This is a genomic window from Lichenibacterium minor (genome assembly GCF_004137685.1).
Taxonomy (GTDB): Bacteria; Pseudomonadota; Alphaproteobacteria; order Rhizobiales; family Beijerinckiaceae; genus Lichenihabitans; species Lichenihabitans minor.
In genome coordinates this window covers 223,271-243,643 of sequence record NZ_QYBB01000003.1, presented here as the reverse complement: position 1 = coordinate 243,643, position 20,373 = coordinate 223,271, and the positions used below count along the sequence as shown (strand labels likewise).

Sequence of the window (20,373 nt, the reverse complement as noted above, 5' to 3'; positions counted from 1 at the left end):
GCCGCGCGGCCGGGCCAGGGTCGCCTTGGGGAGAGCCGATATGCCTGCAGTCGAGATTCCGCATCACAAGAAGGGCGACTTTCTCGTCGACTACGAGGAGAAGGTTTTCGAGGACGTGAAGGCCGAACCCGGCGAAAAAGCCCTCGTCACCTTCCACACGGTCGCGTTCGAGGGCTCGATCGGCCTGGTGAACCTGCTCCAAGCCACCCGCCTGCTGCGCAAGGGCTTCGAAACGTCCATCCTGCTCTACGGCCCCGGCGTCACGCTCGGCGTGCAGCGCGGCTTCCCGCGGCTGGGCGACGACGCCTTCCCGGGCCACCAGAACTTCAACAACCAGCTCGCGAAGTTCATGAGCGAGGGCGGCAAGGTTTACTGCTGCCGCTTCGCCCTCCAGGCGCTCTATGGCCACGGCGAAGCGTCGCTCATCGAGGGCATCCGACCCATCGGTCCGCTCGACACGCTCGACCTCGTCCTGCTGCACCGCAAGGCCGGCGCCTTCATCCTCGACACCTGGACGCTGTGACGCTGTCGCCGCCCGGCCCGCGCGGCCTGGGCGGCCATCCCACGATCGAGGGGGTTTCATGAGCCAGAAGAGGACCGTCCGGGCCGCCGCCGTGCAGATGGCGCCGGTGCTCGACCGACCCGGCGGCACCGTCGACAAGGTGCTCGACGCCATCGACGCCCTGGCGCGGGACGGCGTCGCCTTTGCGGTGTTCCCCGAAACGCTGGTCCCCTGGTACCCCTACTTCTCCTTCGTCCAGTCGCCCGCCACCACCGGCGCCGAGCACGTCCGCCTCTACGACGAGGCCGTGGTGGTGCCGGGCCCGGTCTGCGATGCCGTGGCGGCGGCGGCGCGCCGCCACGGCATGGTGGTGGTGCTCGGCGTCACCGAGCGGGACGGCGGAACGCTGTACAACGCCCAGCTGGTGTTCGACGCCGACGGCGCGCTGGCCCTGCGGCGGCGCAAGATCACGCCCACCTTCCACGAGCGGATGATCTGGGGGCAGGGCGACGGTTCGGGCCTTCGGGTCGCCGGCACGGCGGTCGGCCGCGTCGGCGCGCTGGCCTGCTGGGAGCACTACAACCCCCTCGCCCGCTACAGCCTCATGGCGCAGGGCGAGGAAATCCACGCCGCCCAGTTCCCGGGCTCGATGGTGGGCCAGATCTTCGCCGACCAGATGGAGGTGACGATCCGCCACCACGCGCTCGAAGCCGGCTGCTTCGTGGTCAACGCCTGCGGCTGGCTGACCGACGCCCAGATCGAGGCCATCACCCCGGACGACCGCATGCGCGGCGCTCTGCGCGGCGGCTGCTGCACCGCGATCGTGTCGCCCGAGGGCGTCCACCTCGCGCCACCGCTGCGGGGCGGCGAAGGCGTGCTCGTCGCCGACCTCGACATGGCCGTGATCACCAAGCGCAAGCGCATGATGGACTCGGTCGGCCACTACGCCCGCCCCGAGCTCCTCAGCCTCAGCCTGGACAACCGACAGGCACGACCCCTGCATGCGGCCGTGCCGTTCGCCCCCCGGCCCACCGACGGATCCCCCGATGACCGACGCCAGCCCGAGCTCGCCGCACCCGCCGTCGCCGGGCTCGCCTCCCCTGTCGACCGAGAGGCTGATCAACGAGCTGCAGTCCTTCGGGGTGCGCCTGCTCGACCCTAGCGCGGGCGTCGGGAGCCGCCGCGGCGGCGCCGGCCCGTCCGACCACAAGGCGCTGACGATCGACGGCCGGACGGTGATGATCCCCGTCCACACCGCGGCGGCCTTCGACAGCCCCTACGTGGTCCGGAAACCCGGGGACGACGGGATCAGCACGGTGGAGCGCGACGGCGTCGGCGTGGGCCGCGTCGCCTTCCCGGTGCAGCCGCGCTTCTACAAGCTGCAAACCTTCGACGGCGTGCCCTATCCGCAGATCGCCGTGCTGCACGGCCGCGACGTGCTCGCCACGACCGTGCTGCAGACCTGCATCCGCTACGGGAGCCGCACCAAGACCTGCCAGTTCTGCGCCATCGGCCAGTCGCTGGCGGCCGGGCGCACCGTCGCCCGCAAGACGCCCGAGCAACTCGCCGAGGTGGCCCGCGCCGCCGTGCTCCTCGACGGCGTCAAGCACATGGTGATGACCACCGGCACGCCCGCCACCTCGGACCGCGGCGCCGCCATCCTGGCCGAATCCGCCTTCGCCGTGAAGGCGGCCATCGACCTGCCCATCCAGGGCCAGTGCGAGCCGCCCGACGACGACCTGTGGTTCGGCCGCCTGAAGGCCGCCGGCATCGATTCGCTCGGCATGCACCTCGAAGCCGTCACGCCGGCCGTGCGGGCCCGCATCATGCCCGGCAAGGCGTCCGTCCCGCTGGAGCGCTACATGGCGGCCTTCGCGGCGGCCGTGCCGGTGTTCGGCCGCGGGCAGGTGTCGACCTACATCCTGGCCGGCCTCGGCGACGCGCCCGCCGCCGTTCTGTCGATGTGCGAAACGCTGGTGGGGATGGGCGTCTACCCCTTCGTGGTGCCCTTCGTGCCGATCTCGGGGACGCCGCTGGAAAGCCACCCGTCCCCGAGCCCCGATTTCATGCACGCGATCCTGGGGCCGCTGTCGGCCATGCTGCGCCGCGCCGGGATGAGCAGCGGCGACGTCAAGGCGGGCTGCGCCAAGTGCGGCGCCTGTTCGGCGCTGTCGTCCTACGAGCGCCGGCCCGGGGGGCGCGCGCCATGATCGTCCCGTTCGAAAGGCCCTTCACGGCCCCGAGCTTCACGGTGAAGTTCGCCGACCGCCCGTGGGAGTTCCGCGACGCCGCGGCGCTGCGCCGCCGCGTGTTCTGCGTCGAGCAGGGCCTCTTCGGAAACGACGACCGCGACGCCCTCGACGCGGTCGCGATCCCCATCGTGGCAGTGTCGACGCTGGCGGTGACCTCCGGCGACGTCGTCGGGACGGTGCGGATCCACGAGCCCGAGCCGGGTCTGTGGATGGGCTCGCGCCTCGCCGTCGCGGCCGACCACCGCCGCATCGGGGCGCTCGGCGCCGCGCTGATCCGCGTCGCCGTGTCGTCCGCCGTCGCCCGCGGCTGCCGCCGCTTCACCGCCCACGTGCAGGCGCAGAACGCCCCCCTGTTCCACAAGCTCGCCTGGCGCACGCTGGACGAGGTCGCGCTGCACGGCCTGCCCCACCACCGGATGGAGGCCGACCTCGCCGCCTATCCGCCGCTCGCCGACCCGGTCGCCGGCATCACGGCGCTGGCCAGGGTGGCGGCCTGATGGACCGGCTCGTCGACGACCTCGCGGCCCGCATCCGGACGTCGCGCGGGATGGACGGGAAGCGCGACATCGCCGGCGCCGTCGCGGCGCTGGGGCTGGGCGACGCGGCCGCCGTGCGGGTGGGGGACGATTGCGCGGCGATCCCCGACGGGGACGGCTGGCTGCTCCTCGCCATCGAGGGGTTCATCGACGCCTTCGTGGCGGTGGAGCCCTGGTTCGCCGGCTATTGCGGCGTGATGGTCAACCTCAGCGACGTCGCCGCCATGGGCGGGCGGCCGGTCGCGGTGGTGGACGCGCTGTGGGCGGCGGACGATTCTTCGGCGGTGCCGGTGCTGCAGGGGCTGCGCGACGGCGCTGCCCGCTACCGCGTGCCGGTCGTCGGCGGCCACACCAACGCGCGGGCCGAGCGCGGCGGCCTCGCCGTCGCGGTGCTGGGCCGCGCCTCGACGCTCATGACGAGCTTCGACGCGCGGCCGGGCCACGACCTCGTGATGGCGGTCGACCTGCGCGGCGCTTACCGGTCCGCGACGTCGACCAACTGGGACGCCAGCACGGCGGCGCCGGCCGAGCGCCTGCGCGGCGACCTCGACGTGCTGGCCGCCATCGCGGAAGCGGGCCTTTGCGGGGCCGCGAAGGACATCTCGATGGCGGGCGCGGTCGGCACCGCCGGCATGCTGTTCGAAGCCTCGGGGGTGGGCGGCACGCTGGACCTCGACGCCGTGCCCCGGCCCGACGGGGTCGACGCCTTCCGCTGGCTCGCGAGCTTCCCGAGCTACGGATACCTGCTGAGCGTCGCACCGGGAGACACCGCGGCCGTGCTGGCGCGCTTCGCGGCGCGGGGGATCGCGGCGGCGCGGGTCGGCGGCGTGGACGCCGGCCACGCGTTGCGCATCGCCGACCGGCGGCACGTCGCCACGGTGTGGGACTTCTCCGAGTCCCCGCTGATCGGCTGCGGCCCGCGGCCAGCTCGCGCCCTTTCGGCGGCCCCGGGGGCCGTCGGATGACCCGCCCGCTCCGCATCGCCATCCTCACCCATTCCACCAACCCGCGCGGCGGCGTCAGCCACTGCCTGTCGCTGGCGGAAGCCCTCACGGCGCTGGGCCACGAGGCCGTGGTCCACGCCCCGGACCCGGCGCGGCTTGGCTTCTTCCGGCCCGCCGCCTGCGCGACGGTGTCGGTGCCGGCCTGCCGCATCGAGAGCCGCTCGACCCACGACATGGTGGAACAGCGCGTCGCCGACTATTGGGATTGGTTCAGCGCCCCCGGGAACCGGGCCTTCGACCTGTACCACGCGCATGACGGCATCGGCGGCAGCGCCCTGGCGGAGCTCCACGGGGCCGGGCTGATCCCGCCCTTCGTCCGCACCGTGCATCACCTCGACCACTTCTCCGACCCCCGCGTCGAGGCGCGCCAGCGCCGCGCGGTCGTCGAAGCCGGGACGGCGCTCTGCGTCAGCGACACCTGGGTCGAGCTGCTGCGGGCCCGCTACGGGGTCGACGCCGGGCGCGTGTCGAACGGGGTCGACGTCGGCGCCTTCTCGCCCCGGCCGGACGCGTCGGACGCCGCCGTGCGGGCCCGGCTCGGCCTCGGCGAAGGCCCCATCCTCCTGGCGGTCGGCGGTCGCGAACCGCGCAAGAACTCGCTGCGCATCATCGAGGCCTTCGCGCGGGTCCGCGCCCGCCATCCCCGGGCGCAGCTCGTGATCGTGGGCGGCGCGTCCGTGCTCGACCATTCGGCCTATGCGAGGCTCTGCGACGAGGCGCTGCTGCGGCTGAACCTCGGCGCGCGGCCGGGCGGGGCCGTGGTGCTGGCCGGGCCGGTGCCGCAGGCCGAGGTGCCGGCGCTGTACCGGGTCGCCGACGCGCTGGCCTTCCCGTCCCTGCAGGAGGGCTTCGGGCTCAGCGTGGTCGAGGCCATGGCCTGCGGCACGCCCGTCGTGGTGTCGCGCATCGCGCCCTTCACGGAATATCTCGGGCCCGACGACGCCGCCTGGGCCGAGCCGACCGACGTCGCCTCGATCGCCGGGGCGATGGAGGACGCGCTCGACCCGCGCGCCCGCGCCGCCCGGGTGGCGCGCGGCCACGCCGTCGCGGCCCGCTTCGATTGGGCGTCGAGCGCGCGCCGGCACCTCGACCATTACGCGGCCCATCTCGCCGTCCCGTCCGGCCCGAGGATCGCCGCCCATGCCTGAGATGCGCTTCACCGTGCTGTGGCCCGACGGCAGCCGCGACAGCTGCTATTCGCCGTCGCTGGTCATCAAGGACTACCTCGTGCCCGGCCAAAGCTACCCCGTCGACGCCTTCGTGGCGAAGGCCGCGGAAGCCCTGACGGTCGCCAGCGAGCGGGTGAAGGCCCGCTACGGCTTTCCATGTTCGCTCGCCCTGGGCCAGCTCCGCGACATCCGGGCCGCCGCGGCCCGACAGCCCCGCGCGCCCGACGCCGCCGTGCTGGTCGAAGCCTTCGAAGAGTGACGCCCATGGACAAGCTTTCCGTCCCGCACCTGCCGGTCATCGTGGTCGGGGGCGGCCAGGCCGGCCTGTCCGTCAGCCACTTCCTGAAGCGGCGGGGCCTCGACCACCTCGTCCTCGAGCGCGACAGCGTCGGCCACGCCTGGCGCGACGACCGGTGGGACAGCTTCTGCCTGGTCACGCCGAACTGGCAATGCCAGCTGCCCGGCTACCCCTATGCCGGGCCCGACCCCGACGGCTTCATGGTCAAGGACGACATCGTCCGCTACGTCGAGGGCTTCGCCGCCGCCGTGAAGCCGCCGGTCCGGGAAGGCGTGGCCGTCACGGCGCTGAGCCGCCGGCCCGACGGCACCTTCGCCCTGGCCACGACGGAAGGCGGCTACACGGCGTCCAACGTCGTGGTGGCGACGGGCGCCTACCACCGGCCCAACCTGCCGGCGGAGGCCGCACGCCTGCCGGACGGGATCGTGCAGGTCCATTCGTCGGGATACAAGAACCCCGGACAGCTCCCCCCGGGCGGCGTGCTGGTCGTCGGCACCGGGCAGTCGGGCTGCCAGATCGCCGAAGACCTGCACCTCGCCGGGCGGCAGGTCCACGTATCGGTCGGCAGCGCGCCGCGCTCGCCGCGTCGCTATCGGGGACGGGACGCCATCCGCTGGCTCGACGACATGGGCCAGTATGCCATGACGGTGGCCGACCATCCCAAGGGCAAGCTCGTCCGCCGTCAGGCCAACCACTACATGACGGGCCGGGACGGGGGCCGCGAGATCGACCTGCGCCGCTTCGCCGCCGAAGGCATGAAGCTTTACGGCCGCCTCGCCGCCGTCCGCGGCCCGGCCCTGACCTTCGAGCCGGACCTCCGCGCCAAGCTCGATGCCGCCGACGAGGTCTACCTCGGCATCCGCGCCCTCATCGACCGCCATATCGCCGAGCGCGGCATCGACGCGCCGGCGGAGCCCGCCTACGCGCCGGCCTGGGAGCCGCAGGTCGAGCCTCTTTCCCTCGACCTCGCCGAAGCCGGCATCGCTTCCGTGGTCTGGGGCACGGGCTTCCGGTCGGACTGGAGCTGGATGGACGTGCCCTGCTTCACCGGAGCCGGATATCCCGAGCACGAGCGCGGCGTGACGGCCGTGCCGGGGCTGATGGTGGTGGGCCTCCCCTGGCTCAACTCCTGGGGCTCGGGACGCTTCTCGCGCATCGCCGAGGATGCCGAACACGTCGTCGACGCCATCGTGGAGCGCACCTTCCCGGCCGAGATCGCCCCGCTGCGCGCCGCCCTGGGACGGGGCTGAAACGCCGTAGGCACGGCGCGGGCTCGCCTGTATAGCGTGGACGGGTGCCGACCCTGCCCACCATCCCCCTCCGTCATGCCGCCTGACCGGCCGAGCTTTCCGCATGCGGGCGGCGTCACGGCGGCGGAGATGCGCGCCCTCGACTGGTCGACCACGCGCATCGGCCCGCCGTCCGGCTGGCCCGCCCCCCTGCGGACGGCGGTGGACCTGATCCTCGACTCGCCCGAGAGCATGTACCTGGCCTGGGGGCCGGAGCTGCATTTTTTCTTCAACGACGCCTACCGCCCGGTGCTCGGCCCGCGGCTGCCGGTGGCGCTCGGCACCACGCTGCCCGAGCTGTGGCCCGACGCCTGGGACGCGGTGCGCCCCTGGGTGGAGGATGCCCTCGACGGCCGGCCCAGCCGGCACGTCGACATGCCGATCGTGATGGCGCGCCGCGGCGAGCCCGAGCGGACGTGGTGGACCTTCTCCTATTCGCCGCTGCGCGACGCGGACGGCAGCGTGTGCGGGCTGTTCTGCGTCACCAACGAGACCACCGACCACGTGCTGGCGTCGAAGCGGCAGCGCGAGCGCGAAGCGGAGCTGCGGCTCGTCACCGACGCCCTTCCGGTGCTGATCGCCTTCGTCGACCGCGACCTCGTCTACCGCTACGCCAACCGCACCTACCAGGACTGGTTCGCCGTGGCGCCCGACGAGATCGTCGGCCGCTCGGTCCGCGACGTCCCCGAAGGCGTGAGCTTCGAGGTGCGGCGTGCCGCCTTCGAGCGCGCGCTCGGCGGCACGGCGTCTCGCCTCGAACTGGACTGGCCGTTCCCCGACGGCCGCCGCAGGTTCGCCGACATCCGCTACCTGCCGCGCTTGACGGACGAAGGCCACGTGGACGGCCTCTACATCTGCGCCATCGACGTCACCGACCGGAAGGACGTCGAGGCCCTGCTGCGCGGGGCCAACACGGAGCTCGAAGCCCGCGTCGCCGAGCGCACGCGCGACCTCGCGTCGAGCGAGACGAGGTTCCGCGCCACCTTCGATGCGTCGCCCGAATCCCTGTTCCTGATGCGGCTCCGCCCCGACGGCAGGCTGGTCTACGCCGACCTCAACACCGCCGCGGAAGCGCTCTACGGCCTCGACCGCGCGGCCGTCGTGGGACGGTTCCCGTCCGATCTCGTCGACGCCGCCGCGGCGGACATGATCGAGCGTGAAGCGCGCTTCTGCCTCGCGACCGGGGAAAACGGCCGCTACGAAGCCGAGCGCCGCTTCGGCGGCCGGCGGCCGATCGTGCTCAACGTCGCCGTCGCGCCGATCGGCGTGGACGAGGACATCGACCCCCTGGTGCTGTTCTGCGGCCGCGACATGACCGAGCAGCGCACGGCCGAGGACGGCCTGCGGCAATCGCAGAAGATGGAGGCCGTGGGCCAGCTCACCGGCGGCGTGGCGCACGACTTCAACAACCTGCTGACCGTGATCCGCTCGTCGGTGGACCTGTTGAAGCGCCCGAACCTGTCCGAAGAGCGCCGCCGCCGCTACGTCGACGCCATCTCCGACACGGCCGCCCGCGCCGCGAAGCTGACGGGCCAGCTCCTGGCCTTCGCGCGCCGCCAGCCCCTTCGGCCGGAAGTGTTCGACGCGGTGGGCAGCGTGTCGGCCCTGCGCGACATGCTGGGCACGCTGACGGGGTCCCGCATCCGCGTCGACCTGCGGGTGCCGGACCACCCCTGCCTCATCAGCGCCGATCCGAGCCAGTTCGACACGGCCCTGGTGAACCTCGCCGTCAACGCCCGCGACGCCATGGACGGGCAGGGGACGCTGACGATCGCGGTCGGGGCCGCGTCCGAGATCCCGTTGCTCCGCAGCCACCCGCGCCTGCCGGGCGACGTCGTCACCGTGTCGCTGTCCGACACGGGATCGGGCATCAGGCCCGCCGACATCGAACGCATCTTCGAGCCCTTTTTCACCACGAAGGGCGTGGGCCAGGGGACGGGGCTGGGGCTGAGCCAGGTGTTCGGCTTCGCCAAGCAGTCGGGCGGCGACATCGGCGTCGAAAGCGAGCCCGGGTCCGGCACGGTGTTCACGCTCTACCTGCCGCGGGTCGGCGACGTCGGGCGCCAGGCCGCCGTCGCCGACGCCGCCCTTCCGGGGCCCGCGGAGGGGCACGGGACGCGGGTCCTCGTCGTCGAGGACAACGCGGAGGTGGGGGCGTTCGCGGTGGGCACGCTGTCGGAACTCGGCTACGGCCCGACCCTGGTGATGGATGCCGCGGCGGGCCTGGCCGAGCTCGAGCGGGGCGCCGCGGGCTTCGACGTCGTGTTCTCGGACGTCGTGATGCCGGGCATGGACGGCGTGACCTTCGCGCGCCTCGTCGCCGAGCGGCATCCCGGCCTGCCGGTGCTCCTGACCTCGGGCTACAGCCACGTCCTGGCGCAGGAAGGCACGTCGGGCTTCGAGCTGCTGCGCAAGCCTTATTCCATCGAGGACCTGTCGCGCGCGCTGTGGGGCGCAGCGGCGCGCCGGACCCGCTGACCTCGGGCCGTCCCGAAGCCGGCCGCGAGCCGGGCGAAGCCCGGGCAGGTGCTCAGGGCTGCGGTTCTTCCCGGCCGAACCACAGCAGGGCGGCGGCCACGGACGCGATCCACCAGGGTTGCCACGCGCTCAGGCCCACTAGGCCGACGCCCATGACGGCGGCGAGCAGCCCGAGGCGCGACGCCAGGGGCACGCCCCTCCGGTTTCGCAGCCGCCCCACGACGAAGCAGAAGACCAGCGACGCGGCGGCGAGGCCCAGCGCGCCGAGTTCGATCCAGAACTGCAGCACGACGTCGTGCGGGTGGAACCCGACGATCCGAGCGCTGTCTTCCGGGGCGGGGTCGCCCCCTGGACGGGGCGCTTCGGCGACCGAGAAGCTCGCGTCGAAGCCATGCCCGAGCCACGGCCGATCGAAGCCGCGGTGTTGAAAGGCGGTCCAGATGGCGAGCCTGTGCTCGGCGTGTTCTTCGCGCAACTCCTGCCGGGTGTCGGGCGGGAGGGCCCGCGTCAGGATCGAACCGGTCCAGGGCGCCGTCACGACCAGCGCGGCGAGCCCGATGGCCGTGACGCCGAGCGCGGCGCGCGGGGCCGCCAGCGCCAGGGCGAAGAGCGCGGCGCCGACCGCCAGCGCCGCCCCCGGCGCGCCGGAATGCGACGCCGCGATGCCGACCGCCACGGCGCCGACGAGGCCGGCGAGGCCGGCGAACCGGCGCGCCGGCCACAGGACCGCCGCGGCGGGCCACAGCAGCAGGAGCGGGGGCACGGCGCTGCGCTTCAGGTCCCACGCTTCGCCGCGCGCGCGCAGCAGGGCGTGGAGCGGCAGGCCGGCCGCATGTTCGAACAGGATCAGCAAACCGGCGACGGCGACGCCGGCCACGAGCCAGCGCGCATCGGTCCGTCGCCCCACCAGCGGCCAGGCCGCGGCGAGGCCGAGCGCGAAGGCGAGCTCCGGCAGGCCTTCGACGAAGCCGCGCGCCGTCAGCCGCGCGTCGATCGTCCAGGCGAAGCTGAGGGCGAAGATCGCCAGGACGCCGACGGCGATGAGCGTCGGCGCCGAGCGGAGCGCGGCGGCGTAGCGGCGGAGGAGGGCGGGGCCGCGGCCGGCCAGCAGCGCGGCGGCGTTGGCGGCGACCGCGGCAGCGCCGAGCGTGGCGGGGGCGGACTTGTTGGCCAGGACCATCAACACCGGCAGCCCGAAGCCGAGCAGCGCGGCCGCGAGCCCGGCGGCGACCCGCGCCGCCGTCGAGGCGTCGCCCGGGAGCCCGAGCCGCGCCGTGGATCGGTCCGGCATCGTGTCGGTGGAGCGGGAAGCCTGGCGCTTCAGCGCGGATTCCGCTGGATCGCCGCGGCTCATCGTGTCTCCATAGGGGGGGCGACGATCCCGGGCGGGCGGCGCGAAGCCGACCTCCTGTGCATCGCCACGGCCCCCCGCGTCAACGTCGGCCCGAGCAGGACGGCTTAGGCCTCCCGCGCACCTCCGCCGAGGAGCCGGACCCGTGTTCACCCTCCTCACGCTGCCCTGCGACGGCCCCGAGGCCAGCGGCGCCGGTCTCGACGCCGCCATGGACGGCGCGCTCCTGTCGGGCGCCGGCGCGGTGGTGTTCGACCTCGGCGGCGCGGCGGCGCCCGGGGACCGTTCGGCGTGGCGGGACGCGGCGGCCGGCGCGCTGCGGCGTCGCGGCGTCGCCCCGCAGCGGGGGCGACCCCTGGCGGTCGTCGCCGTCGCGCCCCTGGCGGCAGGCGTCCTCGACGCGGACCTCGCCGCCGTCATGGCCGGCGCGCCGGACGCCGTGCTCCTGCCCGGCGCCGTCGGGTCGCGCGACCTTCAGCACCTCGCCGCCAAGCTCGCAGTCCGCGAAGCCGAACACGGGCTGGAAGCCGGCCGCACCCGCATCCTGGCCGTGCCGGCCGACACGGCCGCCGGCGTGCTCGCACTCCCCACGCTGCCCGGCGCGACGCCCCGCATGCTCGCGCTGTGCTGGGACGCGGAGGCGCTCGCGGCCGACCTCGGCGTCGGCACCGACGCTTCCCCGGTCCGGTCCGCGCGCGACCTGCTGCTGATCGCGGCGGCGGCGGCGGGCGTGCCGGCGTTCGACCGCGGCGGGCCGGGCGACGACCTCGCGGCGGCGTGCCGTGCAGCCCGGCGCGACGGATTCGCGGGCCGCATCGCGCGAAGCCCGCAGGAGGTGCCCGCCATCGCGGCCGCCTTCGCTCCCCGCCGCTGAAGGGGACGTCGTGCCCCGTTTCGCCGGATGCCGGCGGTGGGCTGCGCCGGTCCGCGCGTTGACTATGCCGGACCCCGCCTTTAGCAATCGATCCCTGGGGGAAGCAGGGACCGCCGCGGCGACAGGCCGGGCCTTCCCGTTCACGGAACAGCCGCGCGATGAAGATCCTGGTGCCCGTCAAGCGGGTGGTCGACTACAACGTCAAGATCCGCGTCAAGCCCGACGGCTCCGGGGTGGACCTCGCCAACGTCAAGATGGCGATGAATCCCTTCGACGAGATCGCCGTCGAGGAAGCCCTGCGCCAGAAGGAGGCCGGCAAGGCCACCGAGGTGGTGGTGGTGTCGATCGGCCCGGCCCAGGCCGTCGAAACGCTGCGCACGGGCCTGGCGATGGGCGCCGACCGCGGCATCCACGTGAAGGTGGACGGCACCGTCGAGCCCCTCGCGGTCGCCAAGATCCTGGCCGGGGTTTGCCGGTCCGAGGAGCCCGGCATCGTCATCATGGGCAAGCAGGCCATCGACGACGATTGCAACCAGACCGGCCAGATGCTGGCCGCCCTGATGGGCTGGGGGCAGGGCACCTTCGCGTCGAAGCTCGTGCTCGGCGCCGACGAGGCCGAGGTCACCCGCGAGGTGGACGGCGGCGCCCAAACGGTGTCGCTGAAGCTGCCCGCGGTCGTCACCACGGACCTGCGCCTCAACGAGCCGCGCTACGCGTCCCTCCCCAACATCATGAAGGCCAAGAAGAAGCCGGTGGACGCCAAGACGCCCGACGACTTCGGCGTGGACGTGACGCCGCGCCTCACCGTGTTGAAGACCGTTGAGCCGCCGGCGCGCCAGGGCGGCGTCAAGGTGGGCTCGGTCGGCGAGCTCGTGGGCAAGCTGCGCGAGACGGGAGTGATCCGATGACGGTTCTGCTGGTCGCCGAACAGAAGGACGGCGTTCTCAACGAGGTGACGGCCCGCGCCCTCACCGCCGCCAAGCAGATGGGCGACGCCGTCCACGTGCTGGTGATCGGCCGCGGCGCCGCCGAAGCCGCGAAGGGCGCCGCGAAGCTCGACGGCGTCGGCAAGGTGCATGTCGCCGAGGGCGGCGCGCTCGACCACGGGCTCGCCGAGCCCGCGGCCGCCCTGCTCGTCACGTTGGCCGACCATCACAAGACCATCGTGGCGCCGGGCACGGCCGCCACCAAAAACATCATGCCGCGGCTCGCCGCCCTGCTCGACGTGATGCAGGTGTCCGAGATCACCAAGGTGGTGTCGGCCGACACGTTCGAGCGCCCGATCTACGCCGGCAACGCGATCCAGACCGTGCAGAGCGCCGACCCCGTGAAGGTCGTCACCGTCCGCACCGCCGCCTTCGCGGCGACGCCCGCGGGCTCCGCCGAGGCGCCGATCGAGGCCATCGACGCGTCGTCGATCGCCTCGGCCCTGTCGCGCTTCGGCGGCGAGGAGCTGGCGACGTCGGACCGGCCCGACCTGACCTCCGCCAAGGTGATCGTGTCGGGGGGCCGCGCCATGGGCAAGGCCGAGAACTTCAAGACCTACCTCGAGCCGATCGCCGACAAGCTCGGCGCCGCCATGGGGGCGTCGCGCGCCGCCGTGGACGCGGGCCTCGCCCCCAACGATTGGCAGGTCGGCCAGACCGGCAAGGTGGTGGCGCCGGACCTCTACATCGCGGTGGGGATCTCGGGCGCCATCCAGCACCTCGCCGGCATGAAGGACTCGAAGGTGATCGTCGCCATCAACAAGGACGAGGACGCGCCGATCTTCCAGGTGGCCGACTACGGGCTCGTCGGCGACCTGTTCGCCGTCCTGCCGGAGCTCGACGCGGCTCTCGGCAAAAGCTGACCCGTTCCCGCCGCGCGGGCATGCTAACGTGAGTTATGGCCGGCGCCGAGGGCGGCGCCGGCCGCGTCACACGACGGGTGGGCAGGGCATGGACGGACAGATCAGGACGCTGGGCGTCATCGGCGCGGGCCAGATGGGCAGCGGCATCGCCCATGTGGCGGCGGCGGCCGGCTTCGACGTCGTGCTGAACGACCTGTCCGCCGACCGGCTCAACGCCGGCCTCGCCACCATCAACGGCACCATGACGCGTCTCGTGAAGAAGGGCGGCATGACCGAGGAGGCCCGGGCCGAAGCGCTGTCGCGCATCACGACCGCCGACTCCTTCGCCGCCCTCGGCGACTGCGACCTCGTGATCGAGGCCGCGACCGAGAACGAGGCGGTCAAGCGCAAGATCTTCTCGACGCTCTGCGCTTCGCTGAAGCCGACGACGCTGTTGGCGTCGAACACCTCGTCGATCTCCATTACGCGGCTCGCCTCCGTGACGGACCGGCCGGAGCGCTTCATCGGCATCCACTTCATGAACCCCGTGCCGCGCATGCAGCTCGTGGAGCTCATCCGCGGCATCCAGACCGTGCCGGCGACCTTCGAGGCCGCCAAGGGCTTCATCGACCGGCTCGGCAAGACGCCGACGGTGTCGGAGGATTTTCCGGCCTTCATCGTCAACCGCATCCTGCTGCCGATGATCAACGAGGCCGTCTACGTGCTGCACGAGGGCGTGGGCAGCGTGGAAGCCATCGACACCGCGATGAAGCTCGGCGCCAACCACCCGATGGGCCCGTTGCAGCTCGCCGACTTCATCGGCCTCGACACCTGCCTGGCGGTGATGCAGGTGCTCTACGAGGGCCTCGCCGATTCGAAGTACCGCCCGTGCCCGCTGCTGGTGAAATACGTCGAGGCCGGTTGGCTCGGCCGCAAGACGCAGCGCGGCTTCTACGACTACCGCGGCGAGATCCCGATCCCGACCCGCTGAGCCCACCGCACGGCCGGCCCGGCCCCCGGTGGGGATGGCTGTCGGTGCGGAGCCAGACGTGGTGCCCCGACGGAAGCCCGGGGGCGTGTCGCTCGCGACCGCGTGACGCCAGGGGCGGGGCTTCACAATCGTGTCATCGCGCATGTAGACTGTCGGCACGCCGCCCCGGAAGGGCTGGGGCGTAGCCACAGGCGCAGCGACGATGGTTCTTCACGCGAACCTCACGGCTGACGATCGACGGACCCGCGAGACGGGCCGCGTCAGCCCATGGCCCGGCCGCTTCGAACCCCCCTCGTCCGATCCGCCCGACCGCTCGGGCCATCGCGCCGCCGCTCTCGCGGGTTCGGCGAAACGGCTCAGGGCCGCCACGGTTTCCGCCGGGGAGGGCAGTTGATGGGGTTCTACAGGTCTACCCCCGAACTCTGCACCCTGGTGCTCAACGCCGACATGCAGCCCCTGAGCTGGGGCCCCCTCTCGGTCTGGGCCTGGCAGGACGCCCTGGTGGCCGTGCTGCAGGGGCGGGTGCACCAGGTGTCGAGCTACGACGTCGAGGTCCATTCCGCCAGCCAATCCTTCCGCATCCCCTCCGTCATCAGCCTCAAGAAATATCACAAGCGCAACCGCATCTCCTTCACGCGGTATCACGTCTTCCTGCGCGACAGCTTCCGCTGCCAATATTGCGACAAGCGCGAGGAAAGCACGAACCTGACGTTCGATCACGTCGTGCCCCGCGCCAAGGGCGGGACGACATGCTGGACCAACATCGTCACCTGTTGCGCCAAGCACAATCTGCAGAAGGCGGACAAGACGCTGAAGCAGTCCGGCCTCGGCCTGCGCCGCATGCCGTTCGAACCGACCCCCGTCCAGCTCGACAGCATCGCCAGGCGGCAGCCGATTCCGGACAACCTGCACGAAACCTGGCTCGACTACCTGTATTGGGACTCGACGTTGGAGCCCTGATCCCCCACAGGATCGGCGCCGCGCTTCGGCGCGCGCCCGCCTCCAAAAGGCCGCGGGCGCGCGCGAACTTCCGCCGCATCCCCAGTCCCTCGCAGGAGTCCCCCGCTGAACGCCCTTCCGCCCACCGGCCTGCCGCCGACGCACCGCCGCCGCAGGGTCAATATCGCCTTCGGGGCCGAGCGCATCGGCCTGCTGGGGCTGCACAGGCCCGTGCTGGCGACTCTCCTGCTCGTGATCCTGGCGGTGGCGGCGGGCTTCGGGGCGACGCGGCTGCAGGTCGACGATTCGTTGAGCCAGCTGTTCCGCTCCGACACGCCCGAGTTCCATCAATACGAGGACGTGACGCGGCGTTTCCCGTCGAACGAGTTCGACGTGCTCGTCGTGGTGACGGGCAACGACCTCCTGGCGCGCGATCCGCTCGACCACCTGCGGAGCCTCGTCACCGACCTTCAGCTCGTCGACGGCACGACCGGCATCATCTCGCTGTTTTCCGCCCGCCAGGCGCCCGAACCCGGCCACACGGTGCCGCCCGCGCTGTTTCCCGAGCCCCTGCCGGAGGGGCCGGCCTACGACGACCTCATCGCGCGGGTGAAGGGCAACGACATCATCAAGGGCAAGCTCCTGTCCGACGACGGGCACCTCGCCCTCGTGGTGCTGTCGCTCGACCCCAGGAACGAGGGCCGCTACGGGCCCGCCATCGCAGAGATCCGCAGGACGGTCCACGACGACCTCGCCGGCACTGACCTCCAGGGCGAGCTGTCGGGCGTGCCGGTGATGCAGCTCGAGATCCGCGACGCCGTCGAGCGCGACCGGGTGCTCTACAACGCCGTCGGCTTCGCGGCCGGCTGCCTCATCGCCATCCTGTTCTTCCGCCGCGTGTCCTTCATGATCGTGGCGGCGGGGCCGCCGCTGATCGCCATCCTGCTGGCGCTGGGCACGCTCGGCTGGCTCGATTTCCGGCTCAACATGTTCCTGAACGTGATGACGCCGCTCATCATGGTGATCTCGTTCTCGGATTCGATGCAGCTCACCTTCGCGGCCCGCGACCGGCTGATGGCGGGCGAGGGCAAGGCCGAGGCCTTCCGCAACGCCGTGCTGGTGGTGGGGCCGGCCTGCGTGCTGACCCACGCCACGGCGGCGCTGTCCTTCACGGCGCTTCTGTTCACGAAATCGGACCTCATCCGCACCTTCGGCGAGGCGGGCCTGATCTCGACCTGCATCGCCCTGCTGGCCGTGCTGATCCTGGTGCCGCTGCTGGGGCTCCTCCTCGTGCGCAACGTCGGCGGCCTGACGGTGGCGTCGCGGGGCTCGGACGCGGGCGTGCAGGCGCTGCGGCGGTTCTGCGCCTTCGTGGCGTCGCGCATGGTCAGCCATCCCGGCCTCTACAGCGCCGTCGGCGTGGTGGTGGTGGCGGGGCTCGCCTTCGCCTACGCGCACCTGCAGCCGAGCTATCGCCTCGCCGAGCAGGTGCCCGACAAGGAGCAGGCCGTGCAGGCCAGCGGCAAGCTCGACAAGGAGCTCGCCGGCGCCAACCCGGTCGATGTGCTGGTCGAGCTTCCGCCCGGGCAGACCCTGTATTCGCCCGAAACCCTGGACGCGATCGCGGCCGTCCACCGCACGGTGGAGGGTCAGGCCGGCCTCGGCAACGTGTGGTCGATCGAAACGCTGCGCCGCTGGCTGGCCGCCAAGGCGGGCGACGACAGCCCCGCCACCCTGCAGCGGTACGTCGGCTACCTGCCGAAGTACCTCGTCCACCGCTTCATCGACGAGACGGGGGACGCCGTGCTGGTGTCCGGCCGCATCCCGGACAAGGACGCGAGCCAGCTCCTGCCGGTGGTCGACGACCTCGATTCGGGGTTGAAGGCCGTGCGGGCGAAATATCCCGGCTACCGGATCGCCGTGACGGGGCTGGCCGTGATCGCGGCGCGCAACAGCGCCAGCATGATCGACAAGCTGAATCGCGGGCTCACGCTCGAATTCCTGCTCGTCGCCGTGTTCATCGGGCTCGCGTTCCGCTCGGTCGTGGTGGCGCTGGCGGCCGTGCTGCCGGGCATCTTCCCCGTCGTGGCCTCGGGGTCGCTGCTGCTGCTGCTGGGGCAGGGACTGCAGTTCGTCAGCGTGGTGGCGCTCACCGTGTCGTTCGGCCTGGGCCTCAGCGCCACGATCCACTTCCTGAACCGCCTGCGTCAGGAGGACGACCCGGACCAGGACCCGGCGGTGGGCGTCGAGCGCGCCACAGTGCTGATGGGCCCGGCGCTGATCCTGACCTCGGTGGTGCTGGCCTGCGGCCTCGCCGTCACGGTCTTCTCCGACCTGCCGTCGCTGCGGCTGTTCGGATGGCTCAGCGCCTTCGCCATGCTGGCCGCGCTGGTGGCGGATTTCCTGATCCTGCGCCCGACCATGACCTTCCTGGTCGAAACCGCGCGCCGCTTCGGCGGTGGGCAGATCGGCACCTCCGCGGCGGAATGAGGGGGACCGCCGGGAGCTCGGCCCTCGGCGGGATCCGTCATGCGGCGTCGTCCGTGGCCGTGCCACGCGGGCCGAGGCTACTCTTCGCGTGATCCGGCTCGGCCGGCGGGCGCGCCCGTCACGCCTTCTTGAGCGAGATCTTCACGCTCTTCACGTCGGTGCCCTGCGAGTTGATGGTGATCGCCTGGATCTTGCCGTTGCTGGTCGCGGCGAGTTCGAGGCCGAAGCCGGTCCCCTGCAGGCTCGCCTGGTATTGCCCGACCGCGGGGACGCGCCCCGTCACGTCGCCGCTCACCTGGCGCGTGGTTTCGCGCCACGTCCCCGAAAAGTCGGTGCCCTGTGCCACGACGTTCGAGATGATGTTCACGCGATAGCTGTCGCTGGCGCAGTTGACGTTGATGTTCAGGGCTTCCCCGCTCGGTCCCACCGAGTAGCTGGCCTTGCACTTGATCCGGTCGCGCGAGCCGTCCGACATGGTGACGTCGCCGGTGCCCGTCCATTCGCCGGGAAAGCCCGTGAAGGGCCCGGCCGCGAAGGCCGGCGCCGCCGCGGACGAAAGCAGCGTCGCCAGGGGCACCGCGAAGGCGAGCTCCCGAAGCCTGAATTTTTCGCCGTACACGCGCATCACCGAAACTCCCCGCCGCTCGACCCGGTGCAACACCCTCGACGCGAGTGATTCGCACCGATGCCCGCCCCGGAACCAGTCTCCCGTCCGCTCGGACGGAAGACAATCGCCGTGTTCAACGCGTAACCGTACCGATCGGTTCTGAAAGGTCGCCGGATCACTCCGCCGCGGCGCGCTTGGTGCTCTCGATCGTTTGGATGACGTCGAAGCCCTCGAAGTCGGGATGGCCGAGGTACATCTGCCGCGTCGAACCCGCGCCGCCGTGAGCGGAGCGGAACTGCTGCGACGTCGTCCAGGCGCCGAAGCTGTCGCGGTCGGACCAGACCGTGTGCGACGAATACAGCGTGTGGTCGTCCCGCTCCGGGCCCTTCAGCATGTGGAACTCGACGAAGCCCGGCACGGTGTCGAGGTGGCTTTCCCGATTGAGCCACAGGTCCTCGAAGGCCTTCTCCTCGCCCTTGACGACCTTGAACCTGTTCATGGCGATGAACATCGCGCGTCTCCCGGTCTCGTTGCGGCGGCCCCTGGGCCGCCCGGCGACCGGCACTATGTCGTCACCATGGGCCCGGCGTGAAGGGGCCTGCCGTCGCAGGCGGCACGAATCCCGCCGGCGTCGTCGGACGGTCTTGAACCGGCGGGGCTTTCCCGTGGCGGTCGCCGGGCCGAGGTGATAGGGCTCGGGGCGTGCCGAAGGGCGGGTCGCGCCGGGGCCGGGGGGAATGGGCCGTCGCCGCGTCGCGATCGGTCCGCGGGCCGAGTTTGAAGGGCGTCGACATGGAGAAGCCGTCCGTCGTTCTGATCGTCGAGGACGACTCGCTGCTGGCCGAGATGGCCCTCGAGATGGTCGAGGAGGCCGGCCTGCCGGGGGTCGCGGTGGATTCCGTCGACGCGGCGCTCGACTACCTGAAGGAGCATGCCGAGCGCGTCGCGGCCATGTTCTCGGACGTGCGCTTGAAAGGCCCGCTCAACGGCGTCGAGCTTGCGGCCTTCGTGGCGGTGCGCTGGCCCACCATCGCGATCTGCGTCACCTCCGGGGTCGCCCTGGAGCGGCCCTATCGCCTGCCGCGCAACGCCCGCTTCATGCCGAAACCGTGGAAGGCCGCGGAGGTCATCTCCTTCGTCGAAAGCGCGGCGCGGGCGCGCTGATCGCGCCGGATCCCGTATCCGCACCCGTTCCAGTCCGGCCACCCCTCGAAAGCGCCGAAGAAGTTCGGCCCGCTTTCGATCCGCGGGGCTGTCACCCCAGAAGTTTCACGCGGCGACGAGGCGCGCCAGCGTGTCCACGACCTCGTCCGACGTGAAGGGCTTGGGCAGGGTCGGGCGGTCCTGCCATTCGGGCGGCAGGCCCTGCGATCCGTAGCCGCTGGAGAAGACGAGCGGCACGCCGCGCGATTGGAGCAGGGCCGCGACGGGGAAGCTCGATTCGCCGTTGAGATTGACGTCGAGCACCGCGATGTCGATCTCCTCGGCCTCGGCGAGCGCCATGGCCTGGCGGACGTTCATGGCGGGCCCGACGATCTGGCATGCCGTGTCCTCGAGGATGTCCTCGAACAGCATGGCGATCAACGCTTCGTCCTCGACGATCAGCACCTTCTTGCCGTGAAGAACCCCGCGATCGACGCCGTCCACCATCAAATCATTCCCATCGAAGCGGCCATTCCCGGGTCGGGCACCGCACGGTCGAGCTCGAGCTTAGACCGGCCGCGCGGTCCCGTCACCGTGACGCCTTGACGTCGCCCGGCGCGGG

General features: G+C 72.1%; 20 protein-coding genes. 16 read left to right on the top strand and 4 right to left on the bottom strand.

Annotated elements, in window-relative coordinates:
- Positions 1-40 precede the first annotated feature (40 nt).
- The 9 genes from D3273_RS05225 to D3273_RS05185 all read left to right on the top strand — a co-directional run bounded on the left by D3273_RS05225 (position 41) and on the right by D3273_RS05185 (position 9,528).
- Complete coding sequence (locus D3273_RS05225) at positions 41-523, top strand: MSMEG_0572/Sll0783 family nitrogen starvation response protein (RefSeq protein WP_129224191.1); 483 nt, start codon at positions 41-43, stop codon at positions 521-523.
- Between the two features lie 58 nt (positions 524-581).
- Positions 582-1,664: a Nit6803 family nitrilase gene (locus D3273_RS05220; RefSeq protein WP_129224189.1), complete on the top strand. Its 1,083-nt coding sequence runs from the start codon at positions 582-584 to the stop codon at positions 1,662-1,664.
- Positions 1,549-2,712 carry an MSMEG_0568 family radical SAM protein gene (locus D3273_RS05215; protein WP_207210690.1) on the top strand — a complete coding sequence of 388 codons (1,164 nt, stop codon included), beginning with the start codon at positions 1,549-1,551 and terminating at the stop codon, positions 2,710-2,712. Before D3273_RS05220 ends, D3273_RS05215 begins: the two co-directional genes overlap by 116 nt.
- Complete coding sequence (locus D3273_RS05210; RefSeq protein WP_129224187.1) at positions 2,709-3,251, top strand: MSMEG_0567/Sll0786 family nitrogen starvation N-acetyltransferase; 543 nt, start codon at positions 2,709-2,711, stop codon at positions 3,249-3,251. Before D3273_RS05215 ends, D3273_RS05210 begins: the two co-directional genes overlap by 4 nt.
- Positions 3,251-4,255, top strand: coding sequence for a sll0787 family AIR synthase-like protein (locus tag D3273_RS05205; protein WP_129224185.1), 1,005 nt, complete (start codon positions 3,251-3,253; stop codon positions 4,253-4,255). Before D3273_RS05210 ends, D3273_RS05205 begins: the two co-directional genes overlap by 1 nt.
- A complete protein-coding gene (locus tag D3273_RS05200; RefSeq protein ID WP_129224183.1) occupies positions 4,252-5,442 on the top strand; it encodes an MSMEG_0565 family glycosyltransferase in 1,191 nt (396 codons plus the stop codon). The genes D3273_RS05205 and D3273_RS05200 overlap by 4 nt, the downstream gene beginning before the upstream one ends.
- Positions 5,435-5,722 carry an MSMEG_0570 family nitrogen starvation response protein gene (locus D3273_RS05195; protein WP_129224181.1) on the top strand — a complete coding sequence of 96 codons (288 nt, stop codon included), beginning with the start codon at positions 5,435-5,437 and terminating at the stop codon, positions 5,720-5,722. Before D3273_RS05200 ends, D3273_RS05195 begins: the two co-directional genes overlap by 8 nt.
- A 5-nt stretch (positions 5,723-5,727) precedes the next feature.
- Positions 5,728-7,011, top strand: a complete 1,284-nt coding sequence (locus tag D3273_RS05190) for an MSMEG_0569 family flavin-dependent oxidoreductase (protein ID WP_129224179.1) — start codon at positions 5,728-5,730, stop codon at positions 7,009-7,011.
- Between the two features lie 129 nt (positions 7,012-7,140).
- On the top strand, positions 7,141-9,528 hold the full coding sequence (locus D3273_RS05185) for a PAS domain-containing protein (protein ID WP_207210688.1): 2,388 nt from the start codon (positions 7,141-7,143) through the stop codon (positions 9,526-9,528).
- 52 nt (positions 9,529-9,580) lie between these two features.
- On the opposite strand, the gene D3273_RS05180 is transcribed toward D3273_RS05185, so the two are convergent.
- Complete coding sequence (locus tag D3273_RS05180) at positions 9,581-10,882, bottom strand: O-antigen ligase family protein (protein WP_165359378.1); 1,302 nt, start codon at positions 10,880-10,882, stop codon at positions 9,581-9,583.
- A gap of 142 nt (positions 10,883-11,024) precedes the next feature.
- Between D3273_RS05180 and D3273_RS05175 the strand changes: the two genes are divergently transcribed.
- The 6 genes from D3273_RS05175 (at position 11,025) to D3273_RS05150 (ending at position 18,001) form a co-directional block, all read left to right on the top strand.
- The gene (locus D3273_RS05175; RefSeq protein ID WP_245500999.1) at positions 11,025-11,753 is read left to right on the top strand and encodes an aldolase/citrate lyase family protein; all 729 of its coding nucleotides are present in this window, start codon (positions 11,025-11,027) and stop codon (positions 11,751-11,753) included.
- A 158-nt stretch (positions 11,754-11,911) separates the two neighbouring features.
- Positions 11,912-12,661 carry an electron transfer flavoprotein subunit beta/FixA family protein gene (locus D3273_RS05170; RefSeq protein ID WP_129224173.1) on the top strand — a complete coding sequence of 250 codons (750 nt, stop codon included), beginning with the start codon at positions 11,912-11,914 and terminating at the stop codon, positions 12,659-12,661.
- Positions 12,658-13,602 carry an electron transfer flavoprotein subunit alpha/FixB family protein gene (locus tag D3273_RS05165; protein WP_129224171.1) on the top strand — a complete coding sequence of 315 codons (945 nt, stop codon included), beginning with the start codon at positions 12,658-12,660 and terminating at the stop codon, positions 13,600-13,602. The genes D3273_RS05170 and D3273_RS05165 overlap by 4 nt, the downstream gene beginning before the upstream one ends.
- A gap of 88 nt (positions 13,603-13,690) precedes the next feature.
- The gene (locus tag D3273_RS05160) at positions 13,691-14,572 is read left to right on the top strand and encodes a 3-hydroxybutyryl-CoA dehydrogenase (RefSeq protein ID WP_129224169.1); all 882 of its coding nucleotides are present in this window, start codon (positions 13,691-13,693) and stop codon (positions 14,570-14,572) included.
- 393 nt (positions 14,573-14,965) lie between these two features.
- On the top strand, positions 14,966-15,532 hold the full coding sequence (locus D3273_RS05155; RefSeq protein ID WP_129224167.1) for an HNH endonuclease: 567 nt from the start codon (positions 14,966-14,968) through the stop codon (positions 15,530-15,532).
- Positions 15,533-15,637: 105 nt separating this feature from the next.
- On the top strand, positions 15,638-18,001 hold the full coding sequence (locus D3273_RS05150) for an efflux RND transporter permease subunit (protein ID WP_129224165.1): 2,364 nt from the start codon (positions 15,638-15,640) through the stop codon (positions 17,999-18,001).
- 118 nt (positions 18,002-18,119) lie between these two features.
- Here the strand turns inward: D3273_RS05150 and D3273_RS05145 are convergent, their stop codons facing one another.
- Both D3273_RS05145 and hmuQ read right to left on the bottom strand, forming a co-directional pair.
- Complete coding sequence (locus D3273_RS05145; protein ID WP_129224163.1) at positions 18,120-18,626, bottom strand: hypothetical protein; 507 nt, start codon at positions 18,624-18,626, stop codon at positions 18,120-18,122.
- Positions 18,627-18,783: 157 nt separating this feature from the next.
- Positions 18,784-19,119: a heme-degrading protein HmuQ gene (hmuQ, locus tag D3273_RS05140; RefSeq protein ID WP_129224161.1), complete on the bottom strand. Its 336-nt coding sequence runs from the start codon at positions 19,117-19,119 to the stop codon at positions 18,784-18,786.
- Positions 19,120-19,400: 281 nt separating this feature from the next.
- Here hmuQ and D3273_RS05135 point away from each other — a divergent pair, with 281 nt between their 5' ends.
- Positions 19,401-19,772: a response regulator gene (locus tag D3273_RS05135; RefSeq protein ID WP_129224159.1), complete on the top strand. Its 372-nt coding sequence runs from the start codon at positions 19,401-19,403 to the stop codon at positions 19,770-19,772.
- 105 nt (positions 19,773-19,877) lie between these two features.
- Here the strand turns inward: D3273_RS05135 and D3273_RS05130 are convergent, their stop codons facing one another.
- The gene (locus D3273_RS05130; protein ID WP_129224157.1) at positions 19,878-20,258 is read right to left on the bottom strand and encodes a response regulator; all 381 of its coding nucleotides are present in this window, start codon (positions 20,256-20,258) and stop codon (positions 19,878-19,880) included.
- Positions 20,259-20,373: the final 115 nt, after the last annotated feature.

Bases quoted from the DNA above. Each gene is read 5' to 3' on its own strand.
- D3273_RS05220 (WP_129224189.1), top strand. From the start codon at position 582: ATGAGCCAGAAGAGGACCGTCCGGGCCGCCGCCGTGCAGATGGCGCCG.
- D3273_RS05225 (WP_129224191.1), top strand. From the start codon at position 41: ATGCCTGCAGTCGAGATTCCGCATCACAAGAAGGGCGACTTTCTCGTC.
- D3273_RS05200 (WP_129224183.1), top strand. From the start codon at position 4,252: ATGACCCGCCCGCTCCGCATCGCCATCCTCACCCATTCCACCAACCCG.
- D3273_RS05145 (WP_129224163.1), bottom strand. From the start codon at position 18,626: ATGCGCGTGTACGGCGAAAAATTCAGGCTTCGGGAGCTCGCCTTCGCG.
- D3273_RS05170 (WP_129224173.1), top strand. From the start codon at position 11,912: ATGAAGATCCTGGTGCCCGTCAAGCGGGTGGTCGACTACAACGTCAAG.
- D3273_RS05160 (WP_129224169.1), top strand. From the start codon at position 13,691: ATGGACGGACAGATCAGGACGCTGGGCGTCATCGGCGCGGGCCAGATG.
- D3273_RS05185 (WP_207210688.1), top strand. From the start codon at position 7,141: ATGCGCGCCCTCGACTGGTCGACCACGCGCATCGGCCCGCCGTCCGGC.
- D3273_RS05135 (WP_129224159.1), top strand. From the start codon at position 19,401: ATGGAGAAGCCGTCCGTCGTTCTGATCGTCGAGGACGACTCGCTGCTG.
- hmuQ (WP_129224161.1), bottom strand. From the start codon at position 19,119: ATGTTCATCGCCATGAACAGGTTCAAGGTCGTCAAGGGCGAGGAGAAG.
- D3273_RS05210 (WP_129224187.1), top strand. From the start codon at position 2,709: ATGATCGTCCCGTTCGAAAGGCCCTTCACGGCCCCGAGCTTCACGGTG.
- D3273_RS05205 (WP_129224185.1), top strand. From the start codon at position 3,251: ATGGACCGGCTCGTCGACGACCTCGCGGCCCGCATCCGGACGTCGCGC.
- D3273_RS05190 (WP_129224179.1), top strand. From the start codon at position 5,728: ATGGACAAGCTTTCCGTCCCGCACCTGCCGGTCATCGTGGTCGGGGGC.
- D3273_RS05195 (WP_129224181.1), top strand. From the start codon at position 5,435: ATGCCTGAGATGCGCTTCACCGTGCTGTGGCCCGACGGCAGCCGCGAC.
- D3273_RS05130 (WP_129224157.1), bottom strand. From the start codon at position 20,258: ATGGTGGACGGCGTCGATCGCGGGGTTCTTCACGGCAAGAAGGTGCTG.
- D3273_RS05165 (WP_129224171.1), top strand. From the start codon at position 12,658: ATGACGGTTCTGCTGGTCGCCGAACAGAAGGACGGCGTTCTCAACGAG.
- D3273_RS05155 (WP_129224167.1), top strand. From the start codon at position 14,966: ATGGGGTTCTACAGGTCTACCCCCGAACTCTGCACCCTGGTGCTCAAC.
- D3273_RS05180 (WP_165359378.1), bottom strand. From the start codon at position 10,882: ATGAGCCGCGGCGATCCAGCGGAATCCGCGCTGAAGCGCCAGGCTTCC.
- D3273_RS05215 (WP_207210690.1), top strand. From the start codon at position 1,549: ATGACCGACGCCAGCCCGAGCTCGCCGCACCCGCCGTCGCCGGGCTCG.